General features: G+C 69.2%; 5 protein-coding genes and 3 tRNA genes. 6 read left to right on the top strand and 2 right to left on the bottom strand.

The genetic code is table 11. The annotated features are described in order from the left end of the window. The coding region (locus ACR2FV_RS15685; RefSeq protein ID WP_434016635.1) for a hypothetical protein at nt 1-279 on the bottom strand (279 nt) is incomplete at its 3' end. 432 nt (nt 280-711) lie between these two features. Between ACR2FV_RS15685 and ACR2FV_RS15680 the strand changes: the two genes are divergently transcribed. Continuing rightward, nucleotides 712-1,779 (top strand): ATP-dependent DNA ligase, encoded by a 1,068-nt coding sequence (locus tag ACR2FV_RS15680; RefSeq protein WP_434016634.1) that lies wholly within the window; start codon nt 712-714, stop codon nt 1,777-1,779. Nucleotides 1,780-1,781: 2 nt separating this feature from the next. Continuing rightward, nucleotides 1,782-3,020 carry an alpha/beta hydrolase family protein gene (locus tag ACR2FV_RS15675; RefSeq protein ID WP_434016633.1) on the top strand — a complete coding sequence of 413 codons (1,239 nt, stop codon included), beginning with the start codon at nt 1,782-1,784 and terminating at the stop codon, nt 3,018-3,020. A 12-nt stretch (nt 3,021-3,032) separates the two neighbouring features. Here ACR2FV_RS15675 and glgX read toward each other — a convergent pair whose 3' ends face one another. Further along, nucleotides 3,033-5,180, bottom strand: a complete 2,148-nt coding sequence (glgX, locus tag ACR2FV_RS15670; protein WP_434016632.1) for a glycogen debranching protein GlgX — start codon at nt 5,178-5,180, stop codon at nt 3,033-3,035. Nucleotides 5,181-5,305: 125 nt separating this feature from the next. On the opposite strand from glgX, the gene ACR2FV_RS15665 reads away from it, so the two are divergent. The 4 genes from ACR2FV_RS15665 to ACR2FV_RS15650 all read left to right on the top strand — a co-directional run bounded on the left by ACR2FV_RS15665 (nt 5,306) and on the right by ACR2FV_RS15650 (nt 6,689). Further along, nucleotides 5,306-6,388 (top strand): YihY/virulence factor BrkB family protein, encoded by a 1,083-nt coding sequence (locus ACR2FV_RS15665; protein WP_434016631.1) that lies wholly within the window; start codon nt 5,306-5,308, stop codon nt 6,386-6,388. A 37-nt stretch (nt 6,389-6,425) separates the two neighbouring features. Continuing rightward, nucleotides 6,426-6,498, top strand: a tRNA-Gly gene (locus ACR2FV_RS15660). 27 nt (nt 6,499-6,525) lie between these two features. Beyond that, nucleotides 6,526-6,596 (top strand) — tRNA-Cys (locus ACR2FV_RS15655). A 21-nt stretch (nt 6,597-6,617) separates the two neighbouring features. After that, a tRNA-Val gene (locus ACR2FV_RS15650) sits at nt 6,618-6,689 on the top strand. Nucleotides 6,690-7,052: the final 363 nt, after the last annotated feature.

The following is a 7,052-nucleotide window of genomic DNA, read 5'->3' as shown; positions in this document are numbered from 1 at the left end:
CGCCCATGCGGCAAGCTGCCGGGTGAACCAAGTGCACGCGTCGTCGAGGTGGACGCCCTCGCCGCGCTCGTGCTTGACGTCGGTGCTTGAATCGGCCGCCCAGGTGGGCGCCGAGTGTGCTGCTGTGCCAGCGGCCTGCATCGCCTCGGGCGACGGGGGCCTAGTGGACTTGTCCACTTCCCGAACAAGTCCACCGTGCTCGGCCGGGGGTACGCCGTTGGTGTCCGCGTACGCCTGCACGATCCTGCGGGGTCGTGGGGTCTGGTCCTTGATGGTCATGGTGTCGCCTCCCAGCCGGGCGAAATCTCGCCCGATAACTTGGGCCACACCGCTCGGACCGAGCACGCTCAGTGAGCGTGTCCGCACAACGCTTAGCAGGTAGACACCCCGAAGATGCCGGGGGAGCCGCCCCGCGTCCAGCCCAGCCGTAAGGTCGCCGACCACTGGCCAGGTGCGGCTACCTGAGCAGCCTCTGGTCCGGCGCTCAGCGGCGACGCAGGAACTTGCTAACCATGCGGCCGATTCCGCCGCCGCCGCCGGAGCGGGAGGTACCGGCGCTGCGACCGCCTCCACCACTGGTGAAGCGGCGTACAAGGTTGGAGATGGTGCCCATGGATAAACTCCTTCGTCGGGGTGATGATGAACCCCCGACGCTAACGTGCGGTGGGGCTTCTCGCACATCCGTCGGCGCCATGAGGCAGGATTGAGGACGTGGACCTGCCCGTCATGCCGCCGGTCAAGCCGATGCTGGCCAAGCCCGCCTCGGGGATCCCCGACGGCCAGCTCTACGAGCCCAAGTGGGACGGCTTCCGCTCCATCATCTTCCGGGACGGCGACGAGGTCGTCATCGGCAGCCGCAACGAGCGCCCGCTGACCCGCTACTTCCCTGAAGTGGTGCAGGCGGTCCTGGCCGCCTTCCCCGACCGCGCCGTCGTGGATGGTGAGATCGTGGTGGCCGATCTCACCGGCAACCGGCTCGACTTCGAGGCGCTGCAGCAGCGGATCCATCCCGCGGACAGCCGGGTTCGGATGCTGGCCGAGCAGACCCCGGCCAGCTTCGTCGCCTTCGACCTGCTCGCGCTGAGCGCAGAAGACCTCATGGCGCAGCCGCTGGAGCGCCGTCGCGCCCTGCTCGAGGAGGCGTTCGAGGGTGTCGAGCCCCCGGTGCACCTGACCCCGCTGACCCGCGACGCGCGGGTCGCGCAGCAGTGGTTCGAGCAGTTCGAGGGTGCCGGGCTGGACGGGCTGATCGCCAAGCGACCCGAGCTGACCTACCAGCCGGACAAGCGGGTGATGACCAAGGTCAAGCACGATCGCACGGCCGACTGTGTCGTGGCCGGCTACCGGGTGCACAAGTCCGGGCCCGGGGCGATCGGCTCGCTGCTGCTGGGGCTCTACGACGAGCACGGCTCGCTGGCCAGTGTCGGGGTGATCGGGGCGCTGCCCATGGCGCGGCGTCGCGAGCTGTTCGAGGAGCTGCAGCCCTTGATCGCCGAGTGGGCCGAGCACCCGTGGAGCTGGGGCGCGCCGCAGGAGGGCGAGCGCACCCCGCGCAGCGGCGAGACGTCGCGGTGGAACGCCGGCAAGGACCTGTCCTTCGTGCCGCTGCGCCCCGAGCGGGTGGTCGAGGCCCGCTACGACTACCTGGAGGGCACGCGCTTTCGGCATACCGCCCAGTTCGTCCGGTGGCGGCCCGACCGGGAGCCGGCCAGCGCCACCTTCGGCCAGCTCGAGCAGCCGGTCGACTTCGACCTCGCCGACGTGCTGGCCGTGCGCTGAGCATGGACACTGCGGGCGCACGCGCCGCCACGACGGCCACGATCACCGGAGTCGCCGTCGGCCTGGTGTCCGCCGTCGGCTCGCTGAGCCTGGCCACCTACTTCGCCCGGCGGATCATCACGCCCGAGCACGAGAAGAAGGACGACACCACGATCGTGGCCGTCGACGAGCACACCGTCACCTTGCGGGCGCAGCCGCATACCCTCACCCCCGGCGACTACGGACTGTGGCTCGACGGCGGCGCGGGGCATGCCCGCCTCGGTGACGTCGTCTCGGTGGATGCCTCCTCCCGGCGAGCGGCAGAGCACACCGTGACCCGGGCCTTGCTCGGGGTGGACGCGGGCGACCTGCAGCCCGGCCCGGCCCGCTGGAACGCCTACCTCTACTGCGGCACGCCCGGCTCGGCTCACGCCCTGGCCTACCAGGACGTGCTCGTGGCCAGCGACGTCGGGGAGCTGCCGGCCTGGTTGGTGCCCGGGGGGCCACCGGTGCAGGAGACCGGGCACGGGCGGTGGGCGATCCTGGTCCACGGCCGTAGCGCACGGCGCGAAGAGACCCTGCGTGCCCTGCCGGTGCTGCACCGGCTGGGGCTGACCAGCCTGGTCCCGATGTATCGCAACGACGTCGGCGCGCCGGCCAGCATCGACGGTCGCTACAATCTGGGGCTCTCCGAATGGCGCGACATCGAGTCCGCCATCCGGTATGCCGTGCGGCACGGGGCGCGGGAGGTCGTCCTGGTCGGCTGGTCCATGGGTGGGGCCGTGGTGCTGCAGACCCTGGACCGCTCCGAGCTCTCGGGGTGGGTGAGCCGCGTGGTCCTGGACGGACCGGTGATCGACTGGGGCGACGTGATCTCCTACCAGGCCGACCTCAACCGGCTCTACTGGCCGGTCGGGGTGCTGGCCAAGACCCTGCTGGGCGGCCGGATCAGCCGCGGCCTGATCGGCATCGCCGAGCCGATCGACATCGCCGTCACCAACTGGGTGCAGCGGGCCCGCGAGCTGCGTCACCCGATGCTGCTGATCCACTCGGTGGCCGACGACGTAGTGCCCTACGGACCGTCCAAGCAGCTCGCCGACCGCCGGCCCGACCTGGTGCAGCTGGCGCTGTGGGAGGAGGCGCTGCACTGCCGGGAGTGGAACACCGACCCGCAGCGCTGGGAGGCCCTGGTCGCCGACTTCCTCGGCCAGGGCGCCCCGGTGACAGCAGCGGACCCGGCGACGGCGGCCGGCGGCGCCTGAGCCCCCGGCTGGTCAGTCGCTCGCGGACTGCGGGGTCGCCACGAGCACGACGACCGAGCGGGCGACCAGCGTGTGCGTGGACCCTGGCTGCCACGGCCCGCACTCGTTCTCCGGGCCCTCGCTGGCTCCCGGCTTCTCGACGGAGCTGGTGTCCACCACGACGGTCCAGGCGTCGGTGTCGATGTCCTCCGGGAGGGTGAAGTCCACCGCATCGTGGTAGGCGTTGAACAACAGCAGCAGGTGGTCGTCGGTGACCGGCCGGCCCCGGCTGTCGGAGGTGGGGATCGCCTGGCCGTTGAGGAAGACCATCAGCGAGGTGCGGCTGGTGCGCCAGTTCTGCCCCTTCATCTCGCCACCCTCGGGGGTATACCAGAAGATGTCGCCCAGATCGCTCTGGCCGCCGTGGTCGGCGTCGCCGGCGAAGAAGCGACGCCGTCGCAGCACCGGGTGGTCGCGGCGCAGGGCGATCATCTGGGAGGTGAAGTCCAGCAGGTCCTGCTGGTCGTCCTTGAGGTCCCAGTCGACCCAGGCCAGCTCGTTGTCCTGGGCATAGACGTTGTTGTTGCCCCGCTGGGTGCGGCCCAGCTCGTCGCCGTGCAGCAGCATCGGCACGCCCTGGCAGAGCAGCAGCGTGGCGATCAGGTTCTTCTGCTGGCGCAGCCGCAGCGCACTGATCTCCGGGTCGTCCGTGGGCCCCTCGACCCCGCAGTTCCAGGACCGGTTGTGGCTCTCTCCGTCGTTGCCACCCTCGCCGTTGGCGTCGTTGTGCTTGTCGTTGTAGGAGACCAGGTCACGAATGGTGAAGCCGTCATGGGCCGTGACGAAGTTGATCGAGGCGTAGGGGCGCCGGCCGGAGTGCTCGTAGAGGTCGGAGGAGCCGGTGAGCCGTGAGGCGAACTCGCCGAGCGTGCGCGGCTCGCCCCGCCAGTAGTCGCGGACGGTGTCGCGGTACTTGCCGTTCCACTCGGTCCACAGCGGCGGGAAGTTGCCGACCTGGTAGCCGCCGTCGCCGAGGTCCCAGGGCTCGGCGATCAGCTTGACCTGGGAGATCACCGGGTCCTGCTGGATGATGTCGAAGAACGCCGACAGCTTGTCGACCTCGTGGAACTGCCGGGCCAAGGTCGCGGCCAGGTCGAAGCGGAAGCCGTCGACGTGCATCTCGGTCACCCAGTAGCGCAGCGAGTCCATGATCAGCTGCAACACGTGCGGACTGCGCATGAGCAGGCTGTTGCCGGTGCCGGTGGTGTCGTAGTAGTGCTCAGGTGCGTCCTCGACCAGCCGGTAGTACGACGCGTTGTCGATGCCCCGGAAGGCCAGGGTCGGGCCCAGGTGGTTGCCCTCGGCCGTGTGGTTGTAGACAACGTCGAGGATGACCTCGATGTTGGCGTCGTGCAGCGCCTGCACCATCGACTTGAACTCGGTGACCTGCTGACCCCGGGTGCCGTATGCGGCATACCCGTTGTGTGGGGCGAGGAAGCCGATCGTGTTGTAGCCCCAGTAGTTGGAAAGGTTGCGTTCGGTCAGGTGTGAGTCCTGGACGAACTGGTGCACGGGGAGCAGCTCGACCGCGGTGACCCCGAGGTCGGTCAGGTGCTCGATGATCGCCGGGTGCGCGATCCCCGCATACGTGCCGCGGATCTCCTGGGGGACCTCCGGGTGGGTCATCGACAGGCCCTTGACGTGTGCCTCGTAGATGATCGTGTCGTGGTATTCGTGCCGCGGTGGGCGGTCGTGGCCCCAGTCGAAGAACGGGTTGATCACAATCGAGAGCATCGTGTGGCCCAGGGAGTCCTGCTCGTTGAGCGACTCGGGGTCGCCGAAGTCGTATCCGAACAGCGGCTGGCCACCGTCGGCCTGGCCCTCGATGGCCTTGGCGTAGGGGTCCAGCAGCAGCTTGGCCGGGTTGCAGCGGTGCCCCTCCTCCGGGACGTTCGGCCCGTGCACGCGGTAGCCGTAGCGCTGACCGGGCTGGACGTTGGGCAGGTAGATGTGCCACACGTGGGCGTCGACCTCGGTGAGCTCGATCCGGGTCTCGCGTCCGCGCTCGCCGATCAGGCAGAGCTCGACCTGCTCCGCGATCTCGGAGAAGAGCGCGAAGTTGACCCCCGAACCATCGTAGGTAGCGCCGAGGGGGTAGGGCTTGCCGGGCCAGAGTTCCATCAAGATCTTTCTGTCGCTGTGGTCGATTGCCTCCGACGGCGCTGTCGGCACCGTTCATTGTGACCTATGCCGGGGCGCACGGCTGCCTACCCCGATTCGGGTGCCCCGCCCGCTACCGTGGACAAGTGACCTTCCGGCAGCGACTCCGCGCGGTGCTGAAGCCGATCCCCGGGGCGCTGCCGGTGGCTCGGCTGGTCGCCGAGACCGTCGGCATCTGCCTGCGCTATCGGGTCACGGGGCTGGCCTCCGAGGCCGCCTTCTTCGCCCTGCTGTCACTGCCGCCGTTGATCCTGGGCCTGATCGCCGGCATCGGCTTCCTCGGTCGGCAGCTCGGTGCCGACGCCATCGACACGGTCACCCGGGCCATCGAGACCTGGTCGCTGCGGTTCCTGACCCCCGACACCGTCGATCAGGTCATCATGCCGATGGTCCAGGACACCCTGACCGGGGGCCGGGCCGACCTGCTGTCCATCGGCTTCGTGCTGTCGTTCTGGTCCGGGTCCCGCGCCCTGCACGTCTTCATGGACACCATCTCCATCATGTACGGCCAGAACGGCCATCGCGGGGTCGTCAAGGCCCGGGCGCTGAGCCTGTCGCTGTATGTCGTGTCCATCGTGGCGATGGGCGTCACCGTCCCGCTGGTGCTGATCGGACCCAACTACGTCAACGCCTGGCTGCCCGGTCCCGTCGACTTCCTCGGGGCGCTCTACTGGCCCACCGTCGCGGTCCTGGGCCTTGCCAGCCTCACCGGGCTCTACCATTTCGCGACCCCCGAGCGCTCGCCATATCTGAGGGACCTCGGCGGGGCCGTGCTGAGCATCCTGATCTGGGTGGGCGCCTCGGTCGTGCTGCGCTACTGGGCCGAGCAGGCCGTCGGCGGGGCATCGGTCTACGGGCCGCTGTCGACCCCCATCGTGCTGCTGATCTGGCTGTACTTTTTGGCCATCGCGGTGCTGATCGGCGCGGCGTTCAACGCCGCGATCCGGCGGCTGTGGCCGGCCAAGGACTACCGCGGCCCGGTGTCGCGGGCCAGCGAATGGTGGGACCAGCGGCGCTCGGATGAGGACCGGCACCGGCCCCTGTCACCCGTGGAGTACCCCGACGAGAGCGAGCGGCGCGACCGGGGGACTCGGCGGGTCGCGATGCGCCGCACCCGCCCGGTGCGGGACACCCCGACGGATTTGGTGAGCCGCCGGAGCCTGGGCTAACCTTCCGTGACGCCGAGGCGGTGACGTTGAGGCGCGTGCGGACATAGCTCAGTTGGTAGAGCGCAACCTTGCCAAGGTTGAGGTCGCCGGTTCGAGCCCGGTTGTCCGCTCGGAGGCAGCACCACCATGTGCCTCACGGTGGAGTGGCCGAGAGGCGAGGCAACGGCCTGCAAAGCCGTCTACACGGGTTCAAATCCCGTCTCCACCTCGACACCACCGGGGCATGCCCGGGCGATTGGCGCAGCGGTAGCGCGCTTCCCTGACACGGAAGAGGTCACTGGTTCGATCCCAGTATCGCCCACTCGCAGAGATCCCCGTTGACCTGCGGAAACAGGTTGGTGGGGGTCTCTGCGTGGGGGATGCGTGGGGAATGCCCATCGGGCTTCGTGCGGATAGCCTCGGCGCCGACCAACCACGTCGAGCACGAGCGAACGGTGTTGGTGACGCGCGATCTGTGGGTTCGTCGGCACACCCCCTCAGCCCTCTGGCTGCGCCCTCACGCACGGCGTGTTTGGACTGCAAGCTCCGACACGTCCACTCTGAGACATAGCCCCTGACCTGCGGAAACGGTGACAAGTCGCGTGCCGCCTACGTGCGATAAGGATAGAGCGGCTTGCTGCCGCACGGCGGCCGAATCCGGCTGGCGATGGCACCGCCGGGTTTG

It is taken from the genome of Ornithinimicrobium sp. (assembly GCF_051004135.1).
Classification (GTDB): Bacteria; Actinomycetota; Actinomycetes; order Actinomycetales; family Dermatophilaceae; genus Ornithinicoccus.
The sequence above is the reverse complement of the archived record's forward strand: the minus strand, read 5'-3'. Positions and strand labels throughout refer to the sequence as shown.

Coding starts and splice junctions, on each gene's coding strand:
- ACR2FV_RS15675 (WP_434016633.1), top strand. CDS start 1,782: ATGGACACTGCGGGCGCACGCGCCGCCACGACGGCCACGATCACCGGA.
- glgX (WP_434016632.1), bottom strand. CDS start 5,180: ATGGAACTCTGGCCCGGCAAGCCCTACCCCCTCGGCGCTACCTACGAT.